The 26479-nt window shown below is 39.2% G+C and carries 25 protein-coding genes; 17 read left to right on the forward strand and 8 right to left on the reverse strand.

All coding sequences use genetic code 11. From position 1 onward, the window contains the following. Positions 1 to 9: 9 nt before the first annotated feature. Positions 10 to 777 (reverse strand): queuosine precursor transporter, encoded by a 768-nt coding sequence (locus tag ABIB30_RS24805; RefSeq protein WP_354305709.1) that lies wholly within the window; start codon positions 775 to 777, stop codon positions 10 to 12. A 70-nt stretch (positions 778 to 847) separates the two neighbouring features. Here ABIB30_RS24805 and ABIB30_RS24810 point away from each other — a divergent pair, with 70 nt between their 5' ends. From ABIB30_RS24810 to ABIB30_RS24835, 6 genes are all read left to right on the forward strand, one after another. Beyond that, the gene (locus tag ABIB30_RS24810) at positions 848 to 1993 is read left to right on the forward strand and encodes a methionine aminotransferase (protein WP_354305711.1); all 1146 of its coding nucleotides are present in this window, start codon (positions 848 to 850) and stop codon (positions 1991 to 1993) included. Between the two features lie 29 nt (positions 1994 to 2022). Next, positions 2023 to 2829 (forward strand): nitrilase family protein, encoded by an 807-nt coding sequence (locus ABIB30_RS24815; RefSeq protein WP_354305712.1) that lies wholly within the window; start codon positions 2023 to 2025, stop codon positions 2827 to 2829. A gap of 113 nt (positions 2830 to 2942) precedes the next feature. Then, positions 2943 to 3977 (forward strand): glycosylasparaginase, encoded by a 1035-nt coding sequence (locus ABIB30_RS24820; RefSeq protein WP_354305713.1) that lies wholly within the window; start codon positions 2943 to 2945, stop codon positions 3975 to 3977. Between the two features lie 11 nt (positions 3978 to 3988). Then, positions 3989 to 4729: a copper homeostasis protein CutC gene (locus ABIB30_RS24825; RefSeq protein WP_354305714.1), complete on the forward strand. Its 741-nt coding sequence runs from the start codon at positions 3989 to 3991 to the stop codon at positions 4727 to 4729. A 30-nt stretch (positions 4730 to 4759) separates the two neighbouring features. Then, positions 4760 to 6547: a translation elongation factor 4 gene (gene lepA / locus ABIB30_RS24830; RefSeq protein ID WP_111635660.1), complete on the forward strand. Its 1788-nt coding sequence runs from the start codon at positions 4760 to 4762 to the stop codon at positions 6545 to 6547. A 30-nt stretch (positions 6548 to 6577) separates the two neighbouring features. Further along, positions 6578 to 7459 (forward strand): bifunctional 5,10-methylenetetrahydrofolate dehydrogenase/5,10-methenyltetrahydrofolate cyclohydrolase, encoded by an 882-nt coding sequence (locus tag ABIB30_RS24835; protein WP_354305715.1) that lies wholly within the window; start codon positions 6578 to 6580, stop codon positions 7457 to 7459. A 96-nt stretch (positions 7460 to 7555) separates the two neighbouring features. On the opposite strand, the gene ABIB30_RS24840 is transcribed toward ABIB30_RS24835, so the two are convergent. Then, positions 7556 to 7900, reverse strand: a complete 345-nt coding sequence (locus tag ABIB30_RS24840) for a Rieske (2Fe-2S) protein (RefSeq protein ID WP_354305716.1) — start codon at positions 7898 to 7900, stop codon at positions 7556 to 7558. Positions 7901 to 7999: 99 nt separating this feature from the next. Here ABIB30_RS24840 and ABIB30_RS24845 point away from each other — a divergent pair, with 99 nt between their 5' ends. Next, complete coding sequence (locus ABIB30_RS24845; RefSeq protein WP_183867024.1) at positions 8000 to 8623, forward strand: 7-carboxy-7-deazaguanine synthase QueE; 624 nt, start codon at positions 8000 to 8002, stop codon at positions 8621 to 8623. A 108-nt stretch (positions 8624 to 8731) separates the two neighbouring features. Then, the gene (locus ABIB30_RS24850; RefSeq protein ID WP_354305717.1) at positions 8732 to 10633 is read left to right on the forward strand and encodes an OmpA family protein; all 1902 of its coding nucleotides are present in this window, start codon (positions 8732 to 8734) and stop codon (positions 10631 to 10633) included. A 53-nt stretch (positions 10634 to 10686) separates the two neighbouring features. Here the strand turns inward: ABIB30_RS24850 and kdsA are convergent, their stop codons facing one another. Beyond that, entirely contained in the window at positions 10687 to 11502 is an 816-nt protein-coding gene (gene kdsA, locus ABIB30_RS24855; RefSeq protein WP_354305718.1) for a 3-deoxy-8-phosphooctulonate synthase, read from the reverse strand. A gap of 8 nt (positions 11503 to 11510) precedes the next feature. Next, positions 11511 to 13700, reverse strand: a complete 2190-nt coding sequence (recQ, locus tag ABIB30_RS24860) for a DNA helicase RecQ (protein ID WP_354305719.1) — start codon at positions 13698 to 13700, stop codon at positions 11511 to 11513. A gap of 88 nt (positions 13701 to 13788) precedes the next feature. Between recQ and ABIB30_RS24865 the strand changes: the two genes are divergently transcribed. Both ABIB30_RS24865 and ABIB30_RS24870 read left to right on the forward strand, forming a co-directional pair. Further along, positions 13789 to 14754 carry a KpsF/GutQ family sugar-phosphate isomerase gene (locus tag ABIB30_RS24865; protein WP_354305720.1) on the forward strand — a complete coding sequence of 322 codons (966 nt, stop codon included), beginning with the start codon at positions 13789 to 13791 and terminating at the stop codon, positions 14752 to 14754. Positions 14755 to 14766: 12 nt separating this feature from the next. Further along, positions 14767 to 15858 (forward strand): mannose-1-phosphate guanylyltransferase, encoded by a 1092-nt coding sequence (locus ABIB30_RS24870; RefSeq protein WP_354305721.1) that lies wholly within the window; start codon positions 14767 to 14769, stop codon positions 15856 to 15858. 20 nt (positions 15859 to 15878) lie between these two features. Here ABIB30_RS24870 and rlmB read toward each other — a convergent pair whose 3' ends face one another. Continuing rightward, positions 15879 to 16649 carry a 23S rRNA (guanosine(2251)-2'-O)-methyltransferase RlmB gene (gene rlmB / locus ABIB30_RS24875; protein ID WP_068398125.1) on the reverse strand — a complete coding sequence of 257 codons (771 nt, stop codon included), beginning with the start codon at positions 16647 to 16649 and terminating at the stop codon, positions 15879 to 15881. Between the two features lie 263 nt (positions 16650 to 16912). Here rlmB and dnaB point away from each other — a divergent pair, with 263 nt between their 5' ends. Further along, positions 16913 to 18490 carry a replicative DNA helicase gene (gene dnaB, locus ABIB30_RS24880; RefSeq protein ID WP_354305722.1) on the forward strand — a complete coding sequence of 526 codons (1578 nt, stop codon included), beginning with the start codon at positions 16913 to 16915 and terminating at the stop codon, positions 18488 to 18490. 19 nt (positions 18491 to 18509) lie between these two features. On the opposite strand, the gene chrA is transcribed toward dnaB, so the two are convergent. Further along, on the reverse strand, positions 18510 to 19709 hold the full coding sequence (gene chrA, locus ABIB30_RS24885; RefSeq protein ID WP_354305723.1) for a chromate efflux transporter: 1200 nt from the start codon (positions 19707 to 19709) through the stop codon (positions 18510 to 18512). An 8-nt stretch (positions 19710 to 19717) separates the two neighbouring features. Next, the gene (locus ABIB30_RS24890) at positions 19718 to 20053 is read right to left on the reverse strand and encodes a tetratricopeptide repeat protein (protein ID WP_183867015.1); all 336 of its coding nucleotides are present in this window, start codon (positions 20051 to 20053) and stop codon (positions 19718 to 19720) included. A 128-nt stretch (positions 20054 to 20181) separates the two neighbouring features. Between ABIB30_RS24890 and ABIB30_RS24895 the strand changes: the two genes are divergently transcribed. From ABIB30_RS24895 to ABIB30_RS24915, 5 genes are all read left to right on the forward strand, one after another. Then, positions 20182 to 20919 (forward strand): electron transfer flavoprotein subunit beta/FixA family protein, encoded by a 738-nt coding sequence (locus tag ABIB30_RS24895; protein WP_354305724.1) that lies wholly within the window; start codon positions 20182 to 20184, stop codon positions 20917 to 20919. Positions 20920 to 20963: 44 nt separating this feature from the next. Continuing rightward, positions 20964 to 21935 (forward strand): electron transfer flavoprotein subunit alpha/FixB family protein, encoded by a 972-nt coding sequence (locus tag ABIB30_RS24900; RefSeq protein WP_354305725.1) that lies wholly within the window; start codon positions 20964 to 20966, stop codon positions 21933 to 21935. Between the two features lie 47 nt (positions 21936 to 21982). Next, positions 21983 to 22600, forward strand: coding sequence for a bifunctional nuclease family protein (locus ABIB30_RS24905; protein WP_068398106.1), 618 nt, complete (start codon positions 21983 to 21985; stop codon positions 22598 to 22600). 67 nt (positions 22601 to 22667) lie between these two features. Further along, on the forward strand, positions 22668 to 23933 hold the full coding sequence (locus ABIB30_RS24910; protein WP_354305726.1) for a NupC/NupG family nucleoside CNT transporter: 1266 nt from the start codon (positions 22668 to 22670) through the stop codon (positions 23931 to 23933). A 185-nt stretch (positions 23934 to 24118) separates the two neighbouring features. Continuing rightward, a complete protein-coding gene (locus tag ABIB30_RS24915; protein ID WP_354305727.1) occupies positions 24119 to 25063 on the forward strand; it encodes a ketopantoate reductase family protein in 945 nt (314 codons plus the stop codon). A 289-nt stretch (positions 25064 to 25352) separates the two neighbouring features. Here the strand turns inward: ABIB30_RS24915 and ABIB30_RS24920 are convergent, their stop codons facing one another. Continuing rightward, positions 25353 to 25751, reverse strand: coding sequence for a hypothetical protein (locus tag ABIB30_RS24920; RefSeq protein WP_354305728.1), 399 nt, complete (start codon positions 25749 to 25751; stop codon positions 25353 to 25355). Positions 25752 to 25863: 112 nt separating this feature from the next. On the opposite strand from ABIB30_RS24920, the gene ABIB30_RS24925 reads away from it, so the two are divergent. Beyond that, positions 25864 to 26457: a 2OG-Fe(II) oxygenase gene (locus tag ABIB30_RS24925; protein WP_354305730.1), complete on the forward strand. Its 594-nt coding sequence runs from the start codon at positions 25864 to 25866 to the stop codon at positions 26455 to 26457. The last annotated feature ends 22 nt before the right edge of the window (positions 26458 to 26479 follow it).

Consider the following 26479-nt stretch of genomic DNA (forward strand, 5'->3'; position numbering starts at 1 on the left):
CCTCTCATTCTACCTTCCGGCCATTTTAATCAGTTTATGTGCGAGGTCTTTTCCCAGGTAATTATCAATAATATGATGCACCAGGTAAAGTATAGGGGTCATCAGAATAGCTACCAAAAACTTATAAGTATAATTCACCAACCCGATTGCTGCTACCATTTGCCAGCTCCAGTGATATTGGGGGTTCAGGTAAAAGGCAATAAATATGACTACAAAACTATCTATCAATTGAGATACCAGTGTAGAACCAGTAGACCTGAGCCATAAGGCACGCTCTCCGGTTATTTTTTTAATCTTATGAAAGATCAGTACGTCTGCAAACTGTCCCACCAGAAAGGCGACAATAGACCCGACAATAATCCACATTCCCTGCCCAAATATACCTGCAAACGCATTGTCCATGTTTACCTGCTGTCCATTGATTTGCTGATCTACCCAGAAATCTGAAGAGCTCAGGTTCATCGCGCCCCAGACAATAAAAAAAGCATAACCGATGAGAACCGCAGTCAACACCGAAAGAAAACGCACTTGCTTCATCCCGAAATACTCATTGATAATATCGGTCATGATAAATATCAATGGCCAGGTGAGCACACCAGCGGACATATGAAATGATAAATTGGGAACGCCTAATAAATTGATATTAAAATGTTTGATCCCAAGCGTGGCTTCCACACTAAATATTTTAACGCCAATAAACTCTGACAGAATAGTGTTAGCTACAAAAAAACTACCTAATACGAGTAATAATCTGCTCTCTTTTGTTTTAAAAGTCATACCTGCTAAAATTATAAATATAGATGAATTTTAAACGGGCTCTTAATTTATTTTATAATTTTGCCGTCACATGATAGCTACATACTCGAAACTTCCGGGAACATCCAACAGTATTTTTTCAGTGATGTCCCAGTTAGCGGCTGAACACAACGCCATTAACCTTTCTCAGGGATTCCCTGATTACGATTGCGACCCTAAATTAATTGAATTTGTTGCTGACGCCATGAAAAATGGACACAATCAGTATGCACCGATGGCCGGTATTCAATCTTTAAGAGAACTGGTTGCCGACAAAGTAAACCTTCAGTATGGATCAAACTACCACCCTGACACTGAAGTAACGATTACCGCTGGTGGCACACAAGCAATTTTCACCGCGCTAACGGCTTGTATCCAGGCTGGTGATGAGGTTATTATTTTTGAACCTGCTTATGACTGTTATGCACCCACTATAAAAATGCTGGGTGGCCTGGTTAAATCTTATGAAATGGCACCTCCCGATTATGCAATTGATTGGGAAATGGTTAAAAAACTATTTACTGCCAGCACAAAAATGATTATTCTGAATAGCCCGCATAATCCAACTGGAACGGTGCTTACAGATAAAGATATTAAAGCGCTGATTAAACTGACAAAAGGTACTGATGTATTGATATTGAGTGATGAGGTGTATGAACACCTGGTTTATGATGGCGTAAAGCATAACTCTTTAGCTTCTTACCCAGAGTTGCGCGACCGGACTTTTATCGCCGCGTCATTCGGCAAGTTATTACACACAACAGGCTGGAAAGCTGGCTATTGTATTGCACCTGAACAATTAATGAAAGAATTCAGGAAAATACATCAGTTCAATGTATTCAGTGTGAACACACCGATGCAAGTTGGAATTGCCAATTATTTAAAAGATCCGGCTGTTTACCTTGGATTAGCTGATTTTTTCCAGGAAAAGCGTGATTTTTTCCGTTCATTGCTGGAGCAAACCAAGTTTAAATTACTACCTTGTAAAGGTTCCTACTTTCAATGCGTGAGCTACGGTCATTTTAGTGACGAGGAAGATACTGTTTTAGCAAAAAGGTTAATTACAGATTTTGGTGTGGCATCCATCCCCGTTTCCGCATTTTATATCCGGAACACGGATCACCAGGTACTGCGCTTTTGTTTCGCTAAAAGGCAAGATACGCTTGAAAAATCCGTTGAAAGATTAATGAAACTATAATTTTCACGTGCCTATTACTTTATCAAGATATGGAGAACACAAACTATCTCAAAATAAATAATCTAAAAATCACCATTTTTCAAGCTTATTTATTTTGGGAAAATATAGATAAAAACCTGCAGAATATATCCCTGCGTTTGTCTTCAGGCGTAAAGGAAAAAACAGATCTTATTGTATTACCAGAAATGTTCAATACAGGTTTTAGCATGAATGCTAAAGAGCTTGCTGAAGAAATGGATGGTAAAACAATGACCTGGATGGCGGCTTCTGCAGCCAAATACGACTGTGTAGTGACAGGAAGTCTCATTATCAAAGAAAACAACAATTACTATAACAGGATGATCTGGATGCTGCCAACCGGCGAATATCAGCATTATGATAAAAGACACCTGTTTGGTATGGGCGAAGAAGACAAAACATATACCTCAGGAAAAGATAAAATTGTTGTAGAATTAAAAGGCTGGAAAATCAGGCTTGCTGTATGTTACGACCTTAGATTTCCAATCTGGTTAAGAAATAATGATCCTTCATATGATGTATTGCTGATTGTGGCAAGCTGGCCGGACAAACGTATTCCGCACTGGAAAGCGCTGATCCCGGCAAGAGCGATAGAAAACCAGAGTTATGTGGTAGCTGTTAACCGCGTGGGTCATGACGGTAAAGAAGTTTACCATAGCGGTCATTCCATGTGCATTGATGCTTTTGGAAATACGATCTATTATAAACCAGAAGATGAAGATCTTTATACTTTTAGTATCAATTATGACGATCTGGTTAAAATACGCAATGACTTCCCTTTCCTGAAGGATGCTGATCAATTTAAGCTGATCAATTAATCACTTACAATTTCTTATTTAAATCCGGCTCAGGCTGGATTTTTCTGTTTACAGACCTTTTACAAATAACATTTTTAATGTAATCTTGTAACTCAATCACCTAAACCGTTTTTATGTTTGACCGTAGAAAATTCATTAAATGTTCCGCATTATCAGCCTCTCTTCTGGCTATTGATAAAAGTGGAATGGCTAACATTCTTCCCCCCTCCGCTGTAACTGCTGCAGGAAAACCAATTGTTATTTCGACCTGGGATTTTGGGATTGCTGCTAACCATGCAGCATGGGAAGTATTATCAACAGGCGGCCGCGCACTTGATGCCGTAGAAAAAGGCGTGCAGGTTCCCGAAGCAGACCCTAAAAACCAAAGTGTAGGTTATGGTGGTTTACCAGACAGAGATGGAAAAGTAACTTTAGATGCTTGTATTATGGACGAGCTAGGGAACTGCGGTTCTGTAGCTGCCTTGGAACATATCATGCATCCTATCTCTGTAGCCAGACAGGTCATGGAAAAAACGCCTCATGTGATGCTCGCTGGCGATGGTGCCTTGCAATTTGCGTTAGAAAATGGTTTCAAAAAAATAAACCTGTTGACACCAGAAAGTGAAAAAGTATGGAAAGAATGGCTTAAAACTGAAAAGTATGAGCCGATCATGAATATTGAAAATAAACTATACGATAAAGCCTCACCAACCAGATTACCAGGAAATCAATATAACCATGATACCATCGGAATGCTTGCTCTTGATGCCAATGGTAATTTATCAGGTGCATGTACCACGAGTGGAATGGCCTTTAAATTACATGGCCGTGTAGGTGACAGTCCTATTATTGGCGCGGGCTTGTATGTAGACAATGAAGTTGGCGGAGCCACTTCGACTGGTGTAGGAGAAGAAGTGATCCGTAACGTGGGCAGTTTCCTTGTCGTAGAATTGATGCGTCAGGGTTATCCACCAGAAGAAGCTTGTAAAGAAGCAGTAATGCGCATTATTAAAAAGAAACCGGCAAAAGCTAAAGAAATTCAGGTGGGATTTTTAGCGTTGAATAAAAAAGGACAATACGGAGCTTATGCAATTCAAAAGGGATTCAGCTATGCAATTTGTAACGCTGAAAACAAAGACCTGTTAGTTCCTGGAAAAAGTTATTATTAAAATGGGCAGCTATGATTGAAATGGAAGTTTGCGCCAACTCGGTAAGTTCTGCACTGGAAGCACAAATTGGAGGGGCAAAACGGGTAGAGTTATGTGCCAGCCTGACTGAGGGCGGCACTACGCCTAGTTATGCAGAAATTAAGCTAGCCAAACAAATGCTTGCTATAGAAGTTTTTCCAATCATCAGGCCACGTGGCGGGGATTTTCTGTATTCAGCACTGGAATTTGAACTCATGAAAGAGGATATCAAAATCTGTAAGGAGCTGCAGTGTGAAGGCATCGTGACTGGTATCCTGACTGCAGAAGGCAAGATAGATAAGGAGCGCTGTACTGAGCTGATTGAATTGGCGAAACCGATGCGGGTAGCTTTCCACCGGGCATTTGATATGGTTATTGACAGGAAAGAAGCGCTAGAAGATCTGATTTCCCTTGGCGTGATCCGTGTACTGACTTCAGGAGGTAAAGCGACTGCCATGGCGGGTGCTGAGCAATTAACTGACCTCATAAAACAAGCTGCTGGCCGGATTACGATCATGCCCGGCGCTGGTGTCAGCAGTTCAAATATCAAACAGTTGATTTTTAAAACCGGGGCAAAAGTTTTCCATGCTTCGGCCCGAAAAAACCAGGTAAGTAAAATGCTGTTCAGGAACAGTGAATTAAGCATGGGAAATGAAGCAGATGAATATAGTTCTTCCTTTACAGACGCAGAACTGGTCAAAAAATTACTGGAACTGGCAAACAGTGCGGAATAATCAAGCTAATATTCTATATTTGCGGCACTGATGAAGCACATACGTAATTTTTGCATAATTGCACACATTGACCACGGTAAAAGTACCTTGGCCGACCGTTTACTTGAATACACGAATACAATCACCCAGAGAGAGTCTCAGGCTCAATTACTGGATGACATGGATTTGGAGCGCGAACGCGGTATTACCATTAAAAGTCATGCCATCCAGATGGACTATATCCAGGATGGACAACCTTATATATTAAATTTAATTGACACTCCCGGACACGTAGATTTTTCTTATGAAGTTTCCCGTTCAATTGCAGCCTGCGAAGGTGCTTTATTGATCGTTGATGCTTCACAGGGAATTCAGGCCCAGACTATTTCCAACCTTTATTTAGCACTGGAGCATGATTTAGAGATCATCCCTATCTTAAATAAAATGGACTTGCCTGGTGCAATGCCAGAAGAGGTTAAAGATCAGATTATTGAACTGATTGGCTGTAAGAGAGAAGAAATCATTCCTGCTTCAGGTAAAACTGGTCAGGGTGTTCACGATATACTTCGTGCGATCGTTGAACGTGTACCTGCACCTAAAGGAAATCCTGAAGGTGAATTACAAGCGTTGATCTTTGACTCTGTTTTTGATTCATTCCGTGGTATCGTTGCTTATTTCAAAGTATTGAACGGAGAAATCCGTAAAAAAGACAAAGTGAAATTTGTAGCTACCGGCAAGGAATATATTGCTGAGGAAGTAGGTACTTTAAAATTAAAACAATCTCCTAAAGATGTCATCAAAACTGGTGATGTGGGTTATATCATTTCTGGTATTAAAGAAGCCAGAGAGGTAAAAGTAGGTGATACAATTACACATAAAGACAGACCAAGTTCTGAGCCGATCAAAGGTTTTGAAGAGGTTAAACCAATGGTATTTGCCGGTATTTATCCGGTAGACACAGATGAGTTTGAAGACTTAAGGGAAGCAATGCACAAATTGCAGCTGAATGATGCTTCTATCGTATTTGAACCTGAATCTTCAGCAGCATTAGGCTTTGGTTTCCGTTGCGGATTCCTGGGCATGTTACACATGGAGATCATCCAGGAGCGTTTAGAGCGTGAATTTGACATGACAGTAATTACTACTGTTCCCAACGTGTCTTATCAGGCAATGACCACCAAAGGTGAGTTGATCATTGTAAATAATCCATCTGATCTTCCTGATCCAAGTAAAATGGAGTATGTTGAAGAACCTTATATCAAAGCAAATATCATTACCAAATCTGAGTTTGTTGGCCCGGTAATGTCTCTTTGTATTCAGAAAAGAGGAATTATCGTGAATCAGTCTTACCTGACTTCAGACCGTGTGGAGCTTGTTTTTGAGATTCCTATGGGAGAAATTGTATTTGATTTTTATGATCGTTTGAAAACTATCTCTAAGGGATACGCTTCTTTTGATTATCATCAGATCGGTTACCGCAAGTCTGATCTGGTTAGATTAGACATCCTGTTAAATGCAGAGCCAGTTGATGCTTTATCTTCGTTAATTCACCGCAGTAATTCTTACGATTTCGGAAAAAGAATTTGCGAGAAACTGAGAGAATTAATTCCACGTCAGCAGTTCGAGATTATTATCCAGGCTTCTATTGGTGCTAAAATTATCGCCAGAGAAACTGTGAAAGCTTTACGTAAGGATGTAACCGCTAAATGTTACGGTGGTGATATTTCACGTAAGCGTAAACTGTTGGAGAAACAGAAAAAAGGTAAAAAACGTATGCGCCAGGTAGGTAATGTGGAAATTCCACAAACTGCATTTATGGCGGTACTTAAATTAGATTAATCGTTTAACACACAAAACATAACGCTTGATATGCAGTTACTGGACGGAAAATTCGCATCAGAAAAGATTAAATTAGAAATAGCAGCAGAAGCGGCAGAATTTTTAGCACAAAGTGGACGTAAACCTCATTTATTAGCCATATTGGTTGGTAATGACGGTGGAAGTGAGACTTACGTGGCCAGTAAGATGAAAAATTGCGAAAAAGTAGGCTTTCAATCTTCACTGATCAGATATGACACAGATGTAACTGAAGAAGAGTTACTTCAAAAAATTCATGAGATTAATAGTGATGCAGGTGTAGATGGACTGATTGTTCAGCTTCCTCTTCCAAAACATATTGATCCGGAAAAAGTCACCGAAGCTATAGACCATCGTAAAGATGTAGACGGATTTCACCCGGTAAATTTAGGCCGTATGATGCGTAATTTGCCTTGTTTCATTCCTGCTACTCCTTATGGAATTTTACTCTTATTAAAAGCTTACGAAATTGATACCGCAGGAAAACATTGTGTTGTTGTAGGTCGAAGCAATATTGTAGGTAGCCCGATGAGTATTTTAATGGCCAGGAATGCAAATCCTGGAAATTGTACGGTAACTCTTACACATAGCAAAACTACGAATCTGAAAGAGATTGCTTTGCAGGCAGATATTATTGTTGCCGCTATCGGTAAAAAGAACTTTGTAACTGCGGACATGGTTAAACCTGGTGCAATCATTATTGACGTTGGTATTAACAGAGAAACTTCTGAGACTACAAAGTCTGGTTATAAATTATATGGTGATGTTGATTTTGAGAACGTAGCTCCTTTAGCTTCATGGATTACACCTGTTCCGGGTGGAGTTGGTTTGATGACTATCGTTGGCTTATTGAAAAATACATTGGCTTCAGCTAAAAAAGAAATCTATTCTTAACTGAGGAATAGGAAAAATAACATTAAAACTTAATTTTATTTTTAGTTCATTTAATAAAAACGGCTTGTAGAAATACAGTCCGTTTTCTTTTTAAACTTACTTTTTGCCGAAAAACCTGCTGAACAAACTTTGTTTAAATCCGGCATATAAACCGTCCGGCTCTTCCTTTACCGGATATAAATCTATGTAATCCCCTTGCCCCTCTGCTCCTCTTCCGTTTGACAAATCATAAGCATACCGGTGGATCGGACAGATTAGTTTTCCATGTTCACACCACCCGCCACTAAGTATCCCACCCGCATGCGGACAAGAGTTTTGCACCAGGTGAATTTCGTTCTGATGCCTGAGCAGACACAATTTTTTACCAGCCAGGCTAATTTGCCTGATAAAATCTCCGTCTGGGATTTCTTCCTCAATTTTATACCAGCGTAAATCAGCCATTGTTGCTGTTACTTATTCATAGATTAGTCATTTAAATGCGGTCAATATACATATATTCCTATTTTCCAGCCATATTTATTTAACTTTGCCAATTGATATATGGCACATAATATTCCAGCAGACGGCACATTGCTTCCATTAATGGAAGAGTTTTACACGATTCAGGGTGAAGGTTTTAACACAGGCAAAGCTGCCTATTTTATTCGTCTTGGAGGTTGCGATGTAGGTTGTCACTGGTGTGATGTGAAGGAAAGCTGGGATGCTGAACTTCACCCCTTAACTTCAGCTGATGATATTGCTGAAAAAGCAGATACATTTCCTGGTAAAGCAGTTGTGATTACCGGTGGTGAGCCATTGATCTATAACATGGATTACCTGACCAAAAAACTGCAGGAAAAAAACATCCTTACTTTTATTGAGACTTCAGGAGCTTATCCATTGTCAGGCAGCTGGGACTGGATCTGTTTATCTCCAAAAAAATTCAAGGCACCACGTCCGGACATTACTCCTTTCGCCAACGAATTAAAAGTGATTGTTTTTAATAAAAGTGATTTTGAATGGGCAGAGAAATATGCAGAAACGGTATCTCCTTCCTGCAAACTTTATCTTCAGCCGGAATGGTCTAAATCAAAAGAAATCACGCCGATGATTATTGATTATGTGATGGCCAATCCTAAATGGGAAATTTCCTTACAAACACATAAATACTTAAATATTCCTTAGGCAGTTAACTCCTGTTTTTTTATTAAGTGCATCTCTCTTGCTAAAGAGTCCTATAAATTTGTAATTTTAATTTATACGGCTCTCCATGCCCGATTTAATAGAAAAAACATGAAGAAGATTACAATAGCATTTTTTTATCTGTTATTTATAACTAATAGTTTTGTCCGGGCACAAGAGTCTGTTGTAAAAAAAGCACAACAGAATTTTGAGTATGCACAAAAATCGCTATTAGCCAAAGATTATGATGGGGCAACTAAATTTTTAGAAGATGCAATAGCTGCAGACCCATCTTTTCAGTTTGCTTTTGTTCAATTGGCAGATATTTACAAACTGAAAAGATCTTTTGAAAAAGCCAAAACTAATTATTTAAAAGCTATCGACATTCAAACATTTCCCGTAGTACCGAGAGTTTATTACTCTTTAGGTGAAGCAGAACTGAATAGTGGGCAATATGCTGATGCAGGGAAACACTTCTCCTTATTTAAGACAGCTTATAAAGGGAAAGACCGGGAAATGGTTTTGAAAGCGGAAAAATATATCCGGGATTGTGATTTTGCAGCTGTTGCAATCAAAACACCTGAAAAATATATTCCTGTTAATTTGGGCCCCGCAATAAATACCAAAGACAGAGAATATTTACCCACACTCACTGCAGATGGCTTAACACTCATCTTTAGCCGTACAGTTGATGGTAACGAGGATTTTTATATCTCCCGTAAAGTAAATAAAGAATGGAAAACCGCAATTCCGCTAAGTGATAAAATTAACACCAGGTTCAATGAAGGTGCCCAGTCAATTTCACCAGATGGAATGTATCTCTTTTTTACTGGTTGTAACCGACCGGATGGACTTGGAAGTTGTGATTTGTATGTGAGCCATAAAAATGGAAATCAATGGGATGCCCCTTTTAACCTTGGATCTGTAGTCAACTCCTCGGCCTGGGATTCCCAGCCTGCAGTTACACCGGATGGAAATACCCTTTATTTTGTAAGTAACCGGCCCGGAGGAATTGGTGGATATGATATTTGGAAAACCACTTTAAATAGTGAAGGTGAATGGAGTAAACCAGAAAACCTTGGACCTGGTATCAATACTATCTACGATGAGAATACCCCATTTATACATCCTGATGGAAAAACCTTATACTTCTCTTCTAATGGATGGCCAGGCATGGGCAGCATGGATATTTTTTACAGCCGCGCACAAGCAGATGGCAAATGGGGCAAACCTGTGAACATCGGTTATCCTATCAATACCTTCAATGAAGAAAGTGGATTAATGGTAAGCCCGGATGGTACTGAGGGATATTTCTCTTCTATACTTAAAGATGGTTTAGGTGATATGGATATTTACAGGTTTAAATTACCTGAAGCAGCAAGGCCACTACCGATTACTTATGTTAAAGGGATTGTCAGAGATAAAGAAACCCGTGGATATCTGGAAGCCAAAGTACAAGTAGTGAATCTGAAAACGAAAGAAACTAAATTTAATGACTTTACCTCAAAAGATAATGGCGAATTTCTGGCAGTGATGCCACTGGGCAGTACATATGCTTTTAATGCAGTGGCTGATGGTTACCTGTTTTATTCAGAGAATTTCGAATTGAATCAGGCGAAATCAGGTCAGCCTTATGTATTGGAAATTTATCTTGAAAAACTTAAACCTGGTGCAAATGTGGTTTTAAAGAATATATTCTTTGATACCAATAAAGCGGAACTGCTTCCGCCATCAATTACAGAGTTAACCAATCTTTTGCAATTACTCCAGGCTAACACTTCTGTAAGCATTGAAATTCAAGGTCACACTGACAATGAAGGCAATGCAGAAGCGAATCAGAAATTATCTTTACAGCGCTCCAAAGCAGTTTATGATTATTTGACTGCAAATAAAGTAAACCCGGAAAGATTGACATTTAAGGGATTCGGCGCGACTAAACCAGTTTCATCAAATGATACAGCTGCCGGCCGGCAGCAAAACCGCAGAACTTCATTTATTATTACTGGTATATAAAAAAACAGGCCGTGTCAACGACACAGCCTGTTTCTTATTTAAATAGGGCAATACTAAACTACCGCTTTTCTGATCTTAATTAACTTTACTAATAACTGCTCTAATAAATCAAGATGAAGCATATTCGCACCATCAGATTTTGCATGTGCAGGATCAGGGTGTGTCTCAATGAACAAACCATCTGCTCCAACAGCAATAGCTGCCTTCGCAATCGTCTCAATTAACTGAGGTTTACCACCTGTTACACCAGAGCTTTGATTCGGCTGCTGTAAAGAATGCGTCACATCCATTACCACAGGCACACCAAAAGACTGCATTTCAGGTAAGCCACGGTAATCGACAATTAAGTCCTGATAACCGAATGTATTCCCTCTATCCGTCAATATAACCCTTTTATTTCCAGCCTCGTAAACCTTATCAACTGCAAATCTCATAGATCCTGCAGAAAGGAACTGACCTTTCTTTACATTCACTACTTTTCCAGTTTTAGCAGCAGCAATCAGCAAATCCGTTTGTCTGCATAAAAATGCCGGAATTTGTAATACGTCTACATAAGCAGCAGCCATTGCAGCCTCAGCACTCTCATGAATATCAGTTACAGTTGGCACACCAAAAGTCTTTCCAACCTTCTCTAAGATCTTTAATGCTTTTTCGTCGCCAATACCAGTAAAAGAATCACCTTTAGAACGGTTTGCTTTCCTGTAAGAGCCTTTAAAAATAAAAGGGATCTCTAATCGATCAGTAAGTGTTACAATTTTTTCCGCAATTCTCATCGCGATTTCTTCTCCTTCAATTGCGCAAGGGCCGGCCATCAAAAAGAAATTACCGGAAGTAGTATGTTTTAATTTATCTAATTCAAAATTGACCATGCTGTAGCTTAATTTCCAAGTTCTGACATGAACTTGATTCTCATTAATTGTATCTCTTCACGCGTATAATCCGTTTCCCCCAAATCTTTCAAGGCTTCATCAATTGAATCATTCTCGGCCGCACGGAAGTAATCAAATACTTCGTCCTGACGATCGTCATCCAGCATTTCATCTACAAAGTAATTGAGGTTCAGCTTGGTTCCGGAGTTTACAATCGCTTCTATTTCTTTCAGGATTTCACCATAAGTGATTCCTTTAGATTTAGCAATATCTTCCAGTCCAATCTGTCTGTCTACATTTTGTATAATGGAAACTTTTAATTGTGATTTATTTGCCTGTGTTTTAATAATTAAATCTATAGGACGCTCAATATCATTGTCTGTCACGTATTTTTTGATCAGTTCAATGAAAGGTGTACCAAATTTCATGGCCTTACCATTTCCAACACCCGAAATCTGTTTCAGCTCATCCATAGCAATCGGATAATGTGTACACATTTCTTCCAGTGAAGGATCCTGGAAAACTACGAAAGGAGGAACATTTTTCTGTTTCGCGATCTTCTTTCTCAGATCTTTCAGCAATTGAAGTAATTGCGTATCCAGTGTTCCACTGCCATGTTTTACATCATCTTCATCATCATCTGCCGAACTTTCGATAGGCACATTCAGAATAAATTTAAGACTGTATGGGTTTTTGATAAAGTCATTTCCCGAATTGGTCAGTCTTAATAAACCATAGTTATCAATATCTTTTGATAAAAAGTTATTCAATACAGCCTGTCTGATTAAAGATTTCCAAAGATTTTCACCTTCTACTTTACCCAGTCCAAATTCCTGCAGTTTACTATGCTCATAAGCGATAGTCTGCGCGGTCTCCATTCCCAATAAAACACATAGGATATGTGCATCGTCAAACTTCTCTCCGATATTTTTTATCAGCGTCAGCGCAACCTTTAAGTGCTCTTCGGCTTCAAAATAAGTTTTAGGTTTTTTACAGTTATCGCACATACAGTTACAGCCTGTCTCATTGAAGTTTTCACCGAAATAATGCAGGATCTGCTTTCTGCGGCATACACCTGATTCCGCATAATCAATAACTTCTTTTAAGATTTGTGTACCAATTTCACGTTCAGCCACCGGCTTGTCTTTCATGAATTTAGCCAGCTTATCTACATCCTTCTGTGCATAAAAGGCAATACAAACACCTTCTCCGCCATCACGTCCGGCTCTTCCAGTTTCCTGGTAGTAACCTTCCATACTTTTAGGAATGTCGTGGTGAATTACAAAACGAACATCAGGTTTGTCAATTCCCATCCCGAAGGCAATGGTAGCCACAATAACCTCCACATCTTCCATCAGGAATTTGTCTTGTGTATCGGCTCTGACTTTAGGTTCTAATCCGGCATGGTAAGGTAAAGCTTTGATACCATTCAGGTTTAATGCTTCAGCAACTTCTTCCACCTTTTTCCTGCTCAGGCAGTAAATAATACCGGATTTACCAGTATTGTATTTAATGTACCTGATGATTTCTTTGATCACATCTCTTTTAGGGCGTATCTCATAAAATAAGTTGGGCCTGTTAAACGAGGACTTAAACAAGGTAGCATCAGCCATCTGCAAGTTCTTAATAATATCCTGCTGCACCTTAGGTGTCGCCGTTGCAGTTAATGCAATAATCGGGATGTCTGGTCCCAGGCCGCTAATCACCTGGCGGATCCTCCGGTACTCCGGACGAAAATCATGTCCCCATTCTGAAATACAATGGGCTTCATCAACCGCAACAAAAGAGATAGTAATAAGCTTCAGAAATTCAATATTATCCGGCTTGGATAATGATTCTGGTGCTACGTATAATAATTTAGTCTGACCACTTAACAAATCGCTTTTTACCTGGGCAATTTCCGATTTATTTAAAGAAGAATTCAGGAAATGTGCAATACTGTCACTTCCACCAAAAGCTCTCAGCTGATCCACCTGATTTTTCATCAGCGCAATAAGCGGTGATATCACGATGGCAGTACCTTCTGACATTAAAGCTGGTAATTGGTAACAGATAGATTTCCCTCCACCCGTTGGCATAATTACAAAGGTATTTTTCCGCTCAAGAACATTGGTAATAATTGATTCCTGATCCCCCTTAAAATTGTCGAAACCAAAAAAGGTTTGTAAGTTGTCAAACAACGACTTTTTCACATCCATTTTGTGTATAAAATATTCAGTGCTATTTTTGATTCAAAATAACATAATTTTGCACCAATTAAAGCATCAATATACTAAATATTTCTCTTTGAAAAGTAAAAAATCTATTATCACAGCGGGGATCAACACTTTACAAGCGGAAGCGCAGGCTATACTTGGGCTCGTAAAACATATAAATGACGATTTTGCAGAGATTGTGGAGCGAATTATAGCCGGAAACGGTCGTGTAATTGTTACTGGAATCGGTAAAAGCGCCATTATTGCGCAGAAAATTGTCGCTACTTTGAATTCTACCGGCACGCCATCGAGTTATATGCATGCCTCAGATGCAGTGCATGGAGACCTCGGAATGATACAGAAAACAGACATTGTAATCTGCATTTCCAAGAGCGGAAATACCCCCGAAATCAAGGTTCTTGCTCCCTTGTTAAAACAGTGCGGAGCGTTACTGATCGGGATGGTCGGTCAACTCGGATCTGAGCTTGCCAGACAAGCAGATCTGATTCTCAATACCACCGTAGAAAAAGAAGCTTGCCCTAATAATCTGGCGCCTACTACAAGTACAACTGCACAGCTGGCTATGGGAGATGCACTCGCAGTAAGCCTGCTTTTAGCCAGAGAATTCAGTGCACAGGATTTTGCCCGTTTCCATCCGGGAGGGTCTTTAGGAAAAAAATTGTACCTTAAAGTTTCTGATCTGGCAGAACGCAATGCTAAACCAAGTATTCTGGGTGATGCTACTGTAAAAGATGTCATAATTACAATTAGTAAAAACCGTTTAGGTGCTGTTGTTGTTGTTGATGGTAGCCAAATAATTGGTATCATTACAGACGGTGATATCAGAAGAATGCTGGAAAAATATTCAGACCTTACCGGTCTGACAGCAAAAGACATTATGAATAGCAAACCTAAAATGATAGATAAAGACACTTTAGCAGTAACCGCGTTCGAATTGATCAGAGAATCTAATATTACACAATTATTAATTACTGATGCCAATGGTTACTTTGGTATTGTACATTTGCACGACCTTCTTCATGAAGGTTTATTATAGTTTAATCCTAATATGAACAAAGATAATTACGCCCTAATTATGGCCGGTGGCGTTGGCAGCCGTTTTTGGCCTGTAAGCAGAATCGAGCATCCGAAACAGTTTATTGATTTTTTTGGTATAGGGAAAACGCTTATTCAAAGTACATATGATCGTTTTTTAAAGATATGTCCGCCCGAAAACATTTTCATTGTGACCAATGAAATTTATATAGATAAGGTAAAATCACAGCTTCCGGACCTTCCGGATAATCAGATCCTTGCAGAACCTGTTATGAGAAATACAGCACCTTGTATTGCTTATGGCTCTATGAAGATTGCTGAGATTAATCCCAATGCAACTATTGTTGTTGCTCCGTCAGACCACACCATATCCAATCTGGACGCGTTTATAGCCGCTATAGAGCAATCTTTAAAGGCTGCCAAAGAAAACAACTGCCTGATCACTTTAGGGATCAAGCCGAGCCGTCCTGACACAGGATATGGCTACATACAATATGTAGAAACCACTTTACCTACAGATCCGCAAATCAACAAAGTGAAGATTTTCACGGAGAAGCCTAACCTGGAACTGGCAAAGTCATTTTTACAAAGCGGTGATTTCTTATGGAATGCAGGTATTTTTATCTGGTCTGCCAAAGCAATCAATGATGCTTTCAGTAAACATCTGCCGGATATGTACGACATTTTCCACCTGGGCGCCTCTTTATACAATACACCAGAAGAAAAAGCATTTATTGGCAACGCGTATTTGCAATGCACCAATATTTCGATTGACTTCGCCATTATGGAAAAAGCGGATAATGTTTATGTGCTGCCTACCGATTTCGGATGGTCAGACCTTGGAACATGGGCGTCTATTTATGATATGGCAGAGAAAGATTATGTAGGCAACGCAGTGATCCCTTCTGAGCAGGTGATGATGTTTAACTCGTCAAACTGTATGGTCAATGTACCTGAGGACAAACTGGTTATCCTGCAGGGCTTACATGACTATATTGTAGTGGAATCCAACAATACACTGTTGATTTGTCCCAGATCTGAAGAACAGAGCGTGAAACAAATCGTAGCAGATGTAAAGTCTAATTTTGGACAGAAATTTATCTAGAACCTGTTATTTACAGGTTCTTAATTAGTACCGCGCTGTCTGATCGCTTCGTACAGGATAACGCCGGTAGAAACCGAAACATTTAGTGAACCGATCTCTCCAAACATAGGGATCTTCGCTAAATGGTTGGCCATACGCATAATATCATTTGATATTCCTTCGTCCTCCGCTCCCATTACAATTGCTGTTGGAGCAGTATAATCCGGTGCATAAATCAAATCATTTGTTTTTTCAGTACAGGCCACAATCTGCAAACCACATTCTTGCAGAAATAAGGCAGTTTTATGTAAATTTTGCTGACGGCATACCGGGATCGTAAACAATGCGCCAGCAGAAGTTTTAATCGCATCTGCATTAATTTGTGCAGAGTTTTTTGCTGGAACAACAATGGCATGTACGCCTGTACAAGCTGCTGTTCTCGCAATAGCCCCCATATTTCTTACATCAGTAATCCCATCCAGAATCAGAATTAAAGGAACTTCTCCTTTTTCATAGATCAAAGGAATGATATCTTCTATTTTTTGAAAAGTAATGGCAGAAATTACAGCAACCACTCCCTGGTGGTTCTTTTGTGTCATTCTGTTTAACTTTTCTACAGGAACATTGTGTACAGGAATATCAGTGTCTCTCAGTAAGCCTTTAAGCTCAGGAATGATTTCTCCTGTAAGACCACGTTGCATGTAAATGCTTTCTATATCTTTACCAGCTTTAATTGCTTCAATAACAGCACGTATACCGAAAACAAACTCGTTGTTTTCTTTAGGCCTGGGTGACCTTCTAAAGTTTTCCATTGATTATATTTTACCTGCAAAAATAGCTGAAATAATGAGAATTGAGGAATCGATTTCATCGGTTACTTATTGCTTTCAGCGGTCATGAAGCCTGCACGAAAAATTATACAGGTTTTTTCGCCTGATACACAGTCCCTTATCAACAATATTCTGTTAGTAAATAGCATAATTTTTATTCGTTGCGCAAAAAACTATGATATTCAGGTGTTAGAATGTTCATAAAGAAATCTTTACAGGAGTAAATTTTTCGCTATTTTTGGGCTATGAATACGGATAACGGAACACAAGGTCAGGACAGACAGAACTTTACCTCTTCCAGAAAAAACAGAGTCGGTACCCCAATGAGTAATATGGGTAAAATACCCCCGCAAGCTATAGATTTAGAAGAAGCAGTGCTTGGTGCACTCATGCTTGAAAAAGATGCCCTTTCTACCGTTATCGATATCCTGAAGCCTGATGTTTTTTATGCAGAAGCGCACAAAAAGATATTTGAAGCTATCGCTATTTTATTTCAGAAATCTAAACCAGTAGATATTTTAACCGTGACCTCCGAACTCAGAACATTGGGTACGCTGGAAATGGTTGGTGGTGCTTATTATATTACCAATCTGACTAACCGTGTTGCCTCAGCAGCAAACATTGAGTATCACGCCCGTATTATTTCACAAAAATACATTCAGCGTGAACTGATCAGGATTTCGTCAGAGATTATCCAAAACGCTTACGAAGATACCACTGATATATTTGACCTGCTGGATAATGCAGAGAAAGGTCTGTTTGATATCGCTCAGAACAACCTGCGCAGGGATACCCAGAAAATGGACGAGATTATTAAACAATCTCTGGCTACACTGGAAGAATTAAGGACGAAATCTGACGGTTTAACTGGTGTTCCATCTGGCTTTACCGCATTGGACAGAATTACCGGCGGGTGGCAGCCTTCAGATTTAGTGATTATTGCAGCACGTCCGGCGATGGGTAAAACCGCTTTCGTACTAACTTGTGCGAGAAATGCAGCTGTTGAATTTAAACGTCCTGTAGTGGTATTTTCCCTGGAGATGTCGTCTGTACAGTTAGTGAATCGTTTAATATCCGGAGAAACAGAAATTGAACAGGAAAAAATTCGTAAAGGAAATTTAGCAGAATGGGAATGGCAACAGCTCCACAGTAAAATTGGTACGCTGACAGAAGCTCCTCTTTTGATTGATGATACCCCTGCCCTGAATATTTTTGAATTCAGAGCAAAATGCAGAAGATTAAAATCACAATACGATATCCAGATGATCATCATCGATTATTTACAGTTGATGCATGGTAAAGGAGAAGGACAAAGTGGTGGAGGTAACCGTGAGCAGGAAATTGGTAGTATATCCAGAGCCCTGAAATCGGTTGCTAAAGAATTAAACGTTCCGGTTCTTGCACTTTCACAGTTAAGTCGTGCGGTAGAGACCAGACCGGGAGTAAATGGTAAACGTCCACTCTTATCCGATTTGAGGGAATCTGGCTCTATTGAGCAGGATGCGGATATGGTACTTTTCCTTTATCGTCCGGAGTATTACGGAATCACTGAAGATGAGAGCGGAAGATCTCAGGCTGGCGTTGGTGAAGTTATTATCGCGAAACACAGGAATGGTGAAACTGGTATTGTACCACTAAGATTTATCGGTAAGTATGTGAAGTTCACTGATCTTGAAGAAGACTTTATGCCACCTAACTCATTCTCTATGGATAGTCCGGCTGCAGGTATGCTGCCTTCGGCTGATTTTGACCGTCCGGCGGGTAATGTGATCATCAAACCATCCCGCATGGACGATTTCAATGACGACGACGCACCTTTCTAAAATATAATTGATTACCGGGCTACATAAAGTAGCCCAGTAATATTCCTGCCAATACAATCAGCGGAGGACTGATCCTGGTAAAATTAAGGATCAGGAAAGTAACCGCGATGATTACAATCGATAGCACATCAAAGCCAACTGGCTTCACCAGTAAGACAAATGCTGCGATAATAAAGCCTACACTTACTGCATTGATTCCAGACAAAGAATGTTTGATCCTGGTTATTTTTTTCAGATCTTCCCAAAACGGAACAATAAACAGCACCAGGATCAATCCAGGAAGGTTAATGCCCAGAACACCAACTATTCCGCCCATTACTTGTCCATAAGTACCATAACCAAAATTCTTCATACTCATAGACCCCAGGTAGCTCGTAAAAGAGAAGGTCGGCCCAGGTAGTGCTTGTTGTAAGGCAAAACCTGACAAGAATTCTGAAGATCCCAGATAATGCTTCATTTGTACAAATTCCGTGAACATGAGCGGGACTAATACTTGTCCGCCACCAAAAATAAAGATCCCGTTACGGTAAAAGTTTTCAAATAACCTGATCGGCAAACTAAAGGGAGAGGTACGGTTAATAATTGCACCCAAAGCAGCAAGGAAAAGCAATACGCCGAAAAAATAGGCCAACTTTTTCGGGTTAATGTTTGCAAATAGCTTTACTCTGATCTCACTTTCTTCTTTTGGAGTTTCCAAAGCAGAAGAAATCATTCCTCCAACCAGGATAGCGAGTGGAAAAACGTAGGCGTTTCTTAATACCAATGTCACAATAACAGCAGAAATAGCTAAAAAAACAGCCGTCTGTGTGATCAAAACTTTCCTGGAAAGCGTGTAAGCACCAAAGGCCACAATGCCAAGGGCAATAGGCTGAATATACTTTAAGATCAATACAAACTGCACTTTATGGTCAAGTTGCGCGAAACTAATCGCTGCAAAAGTCATAATCGCTGCCGATGGAATAATCCAGATCAGGAAAGTAATGAGGGCTAGTTTTAATCCGCCCACCTTATGCCCTATTCCAACCAGCGTTTGTGTAGAAGCCGGCCCTGGTAATATCTGGGCCAGCGCATTCAATTCCAGTAAATCTTCTTCTGAGATATAATGAGTTTGCTTAACAAAATACTTTAACAGCAGTGAGATATGTGCCTGAGCACCACCGAATGCTGTAAAAGTAAAAAGAAAGACATCTTTAACAAACAGGAGTTGTCGTTTTTCCATCCCTTTCATTAATCGTCTTCATAATCCAGACCTGCTGCCATATTATAAGCACCTTGTAATTCTGAAAAAGCATGTCCATCGCCTTTTTCTCTGGCCCTTTTCATGCCAAGCTGATAAATCTCAACGGCCTTATCGGTCTGCTCTTGTTTTTGATATAATTTACCTAAATGATAATAAGTTCCAACATAAGACGGGTGGTCTTCTACTAATTTATGATAATAATGAAAGGCTTGTTCAGTATCATTTAAGGAGTTATACTCTGTTGCCAGTGCATATAGGATAAATGGATCATTCGGTTCTGTTGCCAAAAAAGATAATAACTTGTTTAATCGGGTACTTTGCATTTTAAATCCCTGCTTTTTTAATTAGATTTGCAAAAAGACATTTTTTTGAAATCGTTATATTTAGACACTGATAAAAACCAATAACAGTTAGATAATGGCTTCATCAATTTAAAAAACAACTTATTCATATGAAAATATTAGTTTGTATCAGTAACGTGCCCGACACAACGACAAAAATAACTTTTACTAATGATAATACCCAATTCAATACTGCGGGAGTTACGTTTATCGTGAATCCGTATGATGAAATTGCATTGTCAAGAGCGATTGAACTTTGTGCTGGCGGAAAAGGAACAGTAACAGTAATTAATGTTGGCGAAAGTGCTACTGAACCAACTATCAGAAAAGCATTGGCCATTGGTGCTGATGATGCTGTCAGAATTGATGCAGCTCCGCGTGATGCTTATTTCACAGCTTTTCAAATCGCTGAATACGCTAAAGAAGGTGATTTTGATATAATCCTTACCGGTCGTGAATCAATTGATTATAACGGCGCGCAGGTAGCTGCAATGGTTGGTGGGTTTTTAGATATTCCATCCATTTCTATTATTAAAAAATTAGACTACGACGGAACTACTGCAACTCTTGAAAGAGAAATTGAAGGTGGTAAAGAAGTAGTAACGGTAACGGGTAAATTTGTAGCCAGCTGTGCAGAAGGCGTTGCGGTTCCAACTATCCCAACCATGAGAGGTATTATGTCAGCAAGGTCAAAACCATTAGTTGTGGTTGCTGCACAGCCAATCGAAGAAGTAATTAAAGTAGTACAGTTTGAAACTCCTCCTGCACGCGGAACCGTTAAATTGATTCCTGCAGAAGAAGCGGCTAACCTGATCAGCCTGCTGCATACCGAAGCTAAAGTAATCTAAGGTCTGTTTTAAAAAATTAATTATAAAAATCTAAGCGAAAAAATATGTCAGTTTTAGTATATGTAGAACAAGTCGAAGGTAAGTTTAAGAAATCCGTATTTGAAGCGGTTTCTTATGCAAAAGCCATCGCAGATAAAACAGGGACTAGCCTTACCGCTGTATCTATCGGTAACGTTGCAGATAACGAATTACAAGAATTAGGTAAATATGGTGCTGCTAAAGTATTAAATGTAGCCAGCGCAGAATTAAAGAATTTCGTAAACCAGGCATATGCTGCAGTAATCGCAGAAGCTGCTCAGAAAGAAGGTGCTGAAATTGTTGTGCTTTCTAACTCCTTTTCAGGAAAAGGCCTTGCTCCGCGTGTAGCGGTTAAATTAAAAGCAGGTCTAGTTGATGGTGCTATTGAGCTTCCACAATTAGATGGCGGTAAATTTTTGGTAAAAAAGGGTGCTTTCTCCGGAAAAGCATTTGCTGTTACTGAGCTGATTTCAGCAAATAAAGTAATCGCATTGAACCCGAACGCTTTTGGCGTGAAAGAATCAGCAGTTACGGCAACAATCGAGGCCTTCTCTCCTGCTGTTCAACCTGCTGACCTTACTGCAATAGTTAAAGAAATCGTGAGAGCTACTGATAAAGTTTCTTTACCAGATGCTGAATTGGTTGTTTCTGCAGGAAGAGGTCTTAAAGGACCTGAAAACTGGGGTATGATCGAAGAATTAGCTGGATTATTAGGTGCAGCTACAGCTTGCTCTAAACCAGTTTCGGATGCAGACTGGAGACCACACTCAGAACACGTTGGTCAGACAGGTATTGCGATCAGTCCAAATTTGTATATTGCTATAGGTATATCAGGAGCTATCCAGCATTTAGCCGGAGTAAGTTCATCTAAAGTAATTGTAGTCATCAATAAAGATCCGGAAGCTCCTTTCTTTAAAGTTGCTGATTATGGAATCGTTGGAGATGCCTTTGAGGTTGTTCCTAAATTAATTGAGGCTCTAAAAGCACATCAAGCTTAATATTAATATCAGGCGGAGATGAAAGTTTCCGCCGGATATTCATAAATATGAAAAAAGTAAAACTAGATATTGTTGGCTTATCCTATAGCCAAACCCAATCCGGAGCCTACGCACTGGTACTTGGAGAAGTAAACGGCAGAAGACGTTTGCCTATCATCATAGGTGCATTCGAAGCTCAGGCTATTGCAATTGAGATTGAAAAAATGACCCCAAGCAGGCCGTTGACACATGATCTATTCAAAACATTTGCGCAGACTTATAAAATTGAGATCAAAGAAATTTTAATCTACAATCTTGTAGATGGTGTCTTCTTCGCTAAGCTGATCTGTACAGACGGTGAAAGAACAGAAGAAATCGATGCCAGGACATCAGATGCAATTGCACTGGCTGTTCGTTTCAACTCATCAATTTACACCTACGAATTTATTTTATCCTCTGCAGGTATCGTTATCGAAGGTAACGACTTTGTTTTTCTCGAAAACATGGACAACCTGAACAAGGAACAAGGACAGGACGATATTGATACTTCAATTCCCGGAACTGGCTTTGGAAGCCTTAGTGTTGAGGAGCTTAATCAAAAACTTCAGGAAGCTATTGCTGAGGAGGCCTATGAAAAAGCGGCCCGTATCAGAGATGAACTCAACAAAAGAAATTCATCCCAATAGTTATTATTTGCAAGTTTATACACATCTTTATTTTTTCTACCCAAATTTTTTTATTTGAATATTTTTTATGGAGCGTTTTCACGGAGTAATTGGCGTCATTTTTATACTGGGCCTAGCTTATCTTTGTTCTAACAACAAGAAGAAGATTAATTTTAGACTTGTAGCAAGTGGGCTTACGCTCCAGATAGTCATTGCAATTCTTGTGTTAAGAGTTGCCCCCGTTCAACACTTCTTTGAATTCCTTGGTAAAGGAATGCAGAAAATCGAGCAATTTGCTAAAGTAGGTGTTGATTTCGTTTATGGTGGTGTTGCTGTTATTGGTTTCGATGGTAAAACACATGCTTATGCCGCCCCTGAAAGTTTCATTTTTGCCTTTAATGTAACGGCCACAATCATCCTGGTTTGTGTGCTGGTTGCTATATTTTACCATTTTGGTATTATGCAGCGTATTGTATCTGTCATTGCTAAAGGAATGAACTTTATTATGCGTGTGAGTGGTGCTGAAGCCCTGAGTAACGTAGCCAGTGCTTTTGTTGGCCAGGTTGAAGCTCAGGTGATGATCAAACCTTATCTTAAGGGAATGACAAAAAGTGAACTGCTGGCTTCTATGAGCGGTAGTTTAGCTTGTATTGCTGGCGGTATCCTGATTGTTTATGCAAACATGGGTGCTCAGGCCGGAATGAATCTTGCCCCGAAACTAATTATGGCCAGTTTAATGGCAGCTCCGGGAGCACTGATAATTTCTAAGATAGTTTTCCCTGAAACAGAAGTTTCACAAACTATGGGTAAAGTAAAGCTTGAAGTTAAAAGTGAATATACAAACCTGATCGATGCGATTTCTCATGGTGCAGGAGAAGGTTTTAAAATAGCCATGAACGTAATTGCAATGTTAATCGGCTTTATTGCCTTAATCGCTTTAGTAGATTATACTTTAGTTAACATCGGACACCTTTTCAATCCAAACTTTAATTTATCCCTGGACTGGATTTTTGGCAGACTATTCTATCCATTTGCCTGGTCAATGGGTATTCCTGATGTGGATGTGAGTAATGCAGCTACTTTACTTGGTCAGAAATTAACTGTAAATGAGTTTCTTGCCTTCAAAAACCTGACGACTAAAGCTGTTCCGATTGTGACTGAAAAAGGCGTATTGATTATCAGTATTGCGATTTGCGGTTTTGCTAACTTCAGCAGCGTTGGTATGCAGATTGGTGGAATTGGAGAGTTGGCACCAGAACGCCGTGCAGACCTGGCTAAACTAGGCTTGAAAGCGTTAATGTGCGGAACATTAGCTTCTTATCTTTCTGCTTCTATTGCAGGTGTATTAATGTAATCTTATTGATATTATATCCTGCTTTTTTGAGCAGGATATAATATTCCTATAACAACCGTGACCTCCCCGGTCACCTGTTCATCATCCCGTCATCTTTCCATTTCTTTATTAGGATTTATAGCTGTTAACCTGTAATTTGCCTGTCTTGTGAATTATTAATATATCAGTTAAAATTTTAACAGAAAATGAAAACAACAGAATTTGCTATAATCGGATTAGGTGGTGTTGGTGGTTATTTTGGGTTTAAACTAGCTCAGAAATACGCGACAGACAGCGCAGCCAATATTACTTTTATTGCCCGTGAAAAAACTTACGAAATTGTCAAAGAAAAAGGCCTTACGCTGCTTTCTGCCGAAAACGAAAATCCAATTGCCAGACCCCATCAAATTTTAAAAGCATTAGCTGAACTAGGTCATACCGATGTATTCGTAATCTGTGTAAAAGAGTACGATCTGGAAAACATCTGTAATCAATTAAAAGATAAAATCAAAAGTGATACTGTCATTCTTCCATTAATGAATGGAGTTGATATTTATGAAAGAATACGGAAAATAATCACCAATGGAATTGTACTGCCTTCCTGCGTTTATGTAGCCTCACATATCAAAGAAAAAGGGATTGTTGAGCACAAAGGAAATCCTGGTAAAATCATTGCAGGCAAAGATCCTGAGCATCAGGAATTCGATCCTCAGGGTATTGTTGACCTGTTTATGAATGCTTCAATCGATATCGATTACAAAGAAGATTCATTTCCGGCTATCTGGTCCAAATACTTCTTCATTGCAAGTTTTGGACTGGTTTCTGCCAGATATAACAAATCAATTGGACAAGTTAACGAGGAGGAAGAATTACACCAGAGAGCTTTAGCAGTAATGCAGGAAATACAGGCAATCGCAGTCAGAAAAAAGATAGCTCTTCCTGAAAACATTATTGAACAGACTTTTCAGAAAGCAGCCACTTTCCCTTTCCAAACACCGACTTCTTTACAGCTGGATGTACAATCAGGAAAAGAAAATACGGAACTTGAACTATTTGCCGGCGCAATTATAGCCTATGGAAAAGAGCTGGGCATCCCTGTTCCGGAAACTACTGACATTTATAATGAAATCAAAAACGGAATGCTGGTTTAGCTTTTATTTTTGAAATAATTCAGGCCAAATAAGGTTAGTGAGCAACCTATTAAACCAGAAAGTACGGTAGATGAAAAGCCTTTGGTTAATAAAAGCCAGGCATCACCAAGGATAAGAATAAGTAGTAAAATTGAGACGATTTTAATTCCATTCTTTTTAAAGAAATCTGCCATAGTTATTTTTAAAAAAGTATAAGTTTAATATTTTTTTCACCAGCCTGGTGGTGAAATTCAAAAGGAAGATAGTGAAATTCAAAAAAGAAGAGATTTCCTGTTGGAATCTCTTCTTTTTAGGCCAGCATTTCCTGCAGCATATCAAATAGCGTCAGATTTTTGGCACAACCAAAATAATTATGATCCAAAATCAGGTAAATCGTCTTTTTCGAAATTCCATCATTGGTTACAATTCTAAGTGGCTGGCATAACAAACCCAGGTTTTTCACAAAATTACGCTGATAACTTTCATCAAAACCTACATAAACTTCTGCTATATCTCCCAGTGAGATCTTCAAATCTATATCCTGATCATCACCCTGAACCAATAATCCTTGTTCGGTTAAAACTAAAACCCCGGTGTGATCATGTACCGGAGGAACACCTGTAAACTGGGCAGCAATATTATTAATTCCTGTTTTTGATTCCAGTTCATAATCATAACTCCATAGTACTCTTGCGTCTAATAAATTCATTGGTTAAAATTGAGATGCTCGTTAGGGTTGCAAAATTAGCATTTTATTGATTAATTAAACCTACCTTCACCAACATGCTGGCGATTTGCCATATATTTTCCCACCCCGCTCCTTGCAAAACACCTTCAACACGCTAATCGATAGTTTTATAGACAATAAGGTAGGCATTACAGAAAATTTCTTAAGCGTGGTTTTAGCCGCACAACTCAAAGAAAATCTGTATGGCCTTTATCAGGATAAATTGCTACTATCCGCAGGGACAGGAAACGAAACTATTGTTTCGCATGATCAGCTGGTAAGAAGTGACAAGATCTACTGGTTAGACAGAAAACATGATAATATTCACGAAAATAGCTTTTTCGATCTGATGGATAGCTTTGTCAGTTATCTGAACAGTACTTGTTATACCGGGATTACTGGTTATGAATTCCATTATACGTTATACGAAGAGGGAAGTTTTTATAAAAAACATCTCGATCAGTTCAAGAACAATGATAGCAGACAATATTCAATGATCATTTATTTAAATGCAGACTGGCAGGAAAATGATGGCGGAGAACTTTGTATTCATCATCCGGATAGTTTGCAAAAAATATCGCCCGATAATGGTAAAAGTGTTTTCTTTAAAAGCAGTGAACTTGTACACGAAGTTTTAATGACGCATAAACCGAGATTAAGTATAACCGGCTGGTTGAAAATTAATTAAAAACGTTTAAATTGCTGCGTTA

The sequence above is a fragment of the Pedobacter sp. UYP1 genome, from assembly GCF_040547305.1.
Classification (GTDB): Bacteria; Bacteroidota; Bacteroidia; order Sphingobacteriales; family Sphingobacteriaceae; genus Pedobacter.

Excerpts from the sequence above, each read along its gene's own strand:
- ABIB30_RS24890 (WP_183867015.1), bottom strand. The coding sequence starts at position 20,053 with ATGCAAAGTACCCGATTAAACAAGTTATTATCTTTTTTGGCAACAGAA.
- recQ (WP_354305719.1), bottom strand. The coding sequence starts at position 13,700 with ATGGATGTGAAAAAGTCGTTGTTTGACAACTTACAAACCTTTTTTGGT.
- ABIB30_RS24920 (WP_354305728.1), bottom strand. The coding sequence starts at position 25,751 with ATGAATTTATTAGACGCAAGAGTACTATGGAGTTATGATTATGAACTG.
- ABIB30_RS24910 (WP_354305726.1), top strand. The coding sequence starts at position 22,668 with ATGGAGCGTTTTCACGGAGTAATTGGCGTCATTTTTATACTGGGCCTA.
- dnaB (WP_354305722.1), top strand. The coding sequence starts at position 16,913 with ATGAATACGGATAACGGAACACAAGGTCAGGACAGACAGAACTTTACC.
- rlmB (WP_068398125.1), bottom strand. The coding sequence starts at position 16,649 with ATGGAAAACTTTAGAAGGTCACCCAGGCCTAAAGAAAACAACGAGTTT.
- ABIB30_RS24870 (WP_354305721.1), top strand. The coding sequence starts at position 14,767 with ATGAACAAAGATAATTACGCCCTAATTATGGCCGGTGGCGTTGGCAGC.
- ABIB30_RS24915 (WP_354305727.1), top strand. The coding sequence starts at position 24,119 with ATGAAAACAACAGAATTTGCTATAATCGGATTAGGTGGTGTTGGTGGT.
- ABIB30_RS24835 (WP_354305715.1), top strand. The coding sequence starts at position 6,578 with ATGCAGTTACTGGACGGAAAATTCGCATCAGAAAAGATTAAATTAGAA.
- ABIB30_RS24840 (WP_354305716.1), bottom strand. The coding sequence starts at position 7,900 with ATGGCTGATTTACGCTGGTATAAAATTGAGGAAGAAATCCCAGACGGA.
- ABIB30_RS24905 (WP_068398106.1), top strand. The coding sequence starts at position 21,983 with ATGAAAAAAGTAAAACTAGATATTGTTGGCTTATCCTATAGCCAAACC.
- ABIB30_RS24825 (WP_354305714.1), top strand. The coding sequence starts at position 3,989 with ATGATTGAAATGGAAGTTTGCGCCAACTCGGTAAGTTCTGCACTGGAA.
- ABIB30_RS24810 (WP_354305711.1), top strand. The coding sequence starts at position 848 with ATGATAGCTACATACTCGAAACTTCCGGGAACATCCAACAGTATTTTT.
- ABIB30_RS24900 (WP_354305725.1), top strand. The coding sequence starts at position 20,964 with ATGTCAGTTTTAGTATATGTAGAACAAGTCGAAGGTAAGTTTAAGAAA.
- ABIB30_RS24820 (WP_354305713.1), top strand. The coding sequence starts at position 2,943 with ATGTTTGACCGTAGAAAATTCATTAAATGTTCCGCATTATCAGCCTCT.
- ABIB30_RS24845 (WP_183867024.1), top strand. The coding sequence starts at position 8,000 with ATGGCACATAATATTCCAGCAGACGGCACATTGCTTCCATTAATGGAA.
- lepA (WP_111635660.1), top strand. The coding sequence starts at position 4,760 with ATGAAGCACATACGTAATTTTTGCATAATTGCACACATTGACCACGGT.
- chrA (WP_354305723.1), bottom strand. The coding sequence starts at position 19,709 with ATGGAAAAACGACAACTCCTGTTTGTTAAAGATGTCTTTCTTTTTACT.
- ABIB30_RS24850 (WP_354305717.1), top strand. The coding sequence starts at position 8,732 with ATGAAGAAGATTACAATAGCATTTTTTTATCTGTTATTTATAACTAAT.
- ABIB30_RS24805 (WP_354305709.1), bottom strand. The coding sequence starts at position 777 with ATGACTTTTAAAACAAAAGAGAGCAGATTATTACTCGTATTAGGTAGT.
- ABIB30_RS24815 (WP_354305712.1), top strand. The coding sequence starts at position 2,023 with ATGGAGAACACAAACTATCTCAAAATAAATAATCTAAAAATCACCATT.
- ABIB30_RS24895 (WP_354305724.1), top strand. The coding sequence starts at position 20,182 with ATGAAAATATTAGTTTGTATCAGTAACGTGCCCGACACAACGACAAAA.
- kdsA (WP_354305718.1), bottom strand. The coding sequence starts at position 11,502 with ATGGTCAATTTTGAATTAGATAAATTAAAACATACTACTTCCGGTAAT.